Raw genomic sequence first — 1633 nt, 5'->3', positions numbered from 1 at the left:
GCCCCAAACCATGTGGGTAGGATAAATATCCGCATTATAAACAGTAATTCCCTGTACAACGCGTTCCGTTCCGTCCGGCATGGTAATAAACCACCTTCCATCCGATGCCGTCTTGTTTACCGTGACATACTGCAACCATTCCGACTTGTTTCCCTGAAAATTCTCATATCCCAGTACATTGACGGACTGATAATTTACACCATCCCGGTAAGCACCTTCCGCCTGTGGATTAGAACCGCCCTTTTCCTTATAATAAGAAACCGTATCACGCATCCCCAGCGCATTTGTAAGGCCCGTCACTTTCTGGTAACTATTTGTTCCATATCCGCAAACTCCCTGCGAATCGGTATTACCGTATTTAAAGAAATACAGATTACCCACGTCCTTGTGCATTTCCCAGTCAAACAGCTGGAAACCTTTGCCCCTGTTCTGGGCATATTTGATTGCCTGGCTCTGTGAAATAGTTCCTACACTTGAAACACCACTGACAGAACGCAATACATCATCAATCAGGTAGGCTTCATAAGCACCGCCCAGGCATTCCGTATGCTCTACCCAGTCCGGCTCGATCGCTTCTACACTTTCTGACGTTGTGAGTAAAACGAAATCGAATGTCGCCGAATTAAGGAAGGTAAAGGCCAGTTTCGTTGCCCCTACAGGAACGGCACAAAACAAGTACATACCATTGATAAAACCGTTCGCGTTTGAAACGCTGACCCGACTTACTATTTTGCCCGTATCATCTATAAATACAGCCCCGTAAAGAGTGGAATCCAGACCGGGAAAACGAACCTGCTTGTAATCCCGAACGTCCACCAGGGCGAACGATCCGGATTCGTATTTGTTCTTTGCCTCTTCAATGGTCGTGTAATCCGTATTCTTACGAATCCCGATCCCTTCCGTTACATCCAGCTCTTCGCGGGTAAATTTTACACTGGTGTACCCTGCCACTGCCGGCGCATCCTCATTGCTTGAAATAAAACCGTAAAGACATTGATTCAGCACGTCCGTTACTCCCTTGTACCAGTAATGAGGTTCATATACGTAAACTTCGCCTTCCGATCCGGTTAATACTGCATCCGTGGCGTTCTCCACATTCTCACTATCGGCGTATTTGTTCCGGTTCTCATCATGAAGCGGATAACAGGTCATTTCACCCTCCGCCGTCTTTTTGGCCAGAACGCAAGGCCTTTTCGCCAACACTTCCAGGATATGGGAAGACGGGGTAAATTCCTTATTATAGTCATATCCGGTTGAGTTATCCAGATTCGTAATCTTTTCCCCGTCTCCTACCGTCTGATCTATTTTTATACCGACAAACTGCGGCTGAATGATATTCAGTTCCGGGAAATGCGCACAGGTGGCGGCGTACTCTTCGTCCGACATGGACCGGGTAAGCCGGTACGTACCTACCAGGCGGCACGTCTGCACGTTTCCCCCGTCTTCATCAACGCCGCCCATTGTCATAAGCCTGCGAAGCAAATTACCGTCCCCGTCCATATCTATACCGGTAATTCGTAGATAGCTGGTCGCGCTGCATTGCTGTAACAACGTGTTCCAGTCGATCAGGCTACAGTTATCAATCACAAGGCGCGTGATATTTGCCGTACCTTCCAGCTGCAGCCCTGCATTG

The 1633-nt window shown here is 48.1% G+C and carries 1 pseudogene; it reads right to left on the bottom strand.

The features are described from left to right. Positions 1-1633: pseudogene (locus QX565_RS00040) on the bottom strand (CotH kinase family protein); the annotation flags it as partial.

The organism is Bacteroides sp. 41_26, assembly GCF_949740115.1.
GTDB lineage: Bacteria > Bacteroidota > Bacteroidia > Bacteroidales > Bacteroidaceae > Bacteroides > Bacteroides nordii.
This window is presented reverse-complemented; position numbering and strand designations above follow the sequence as displayed.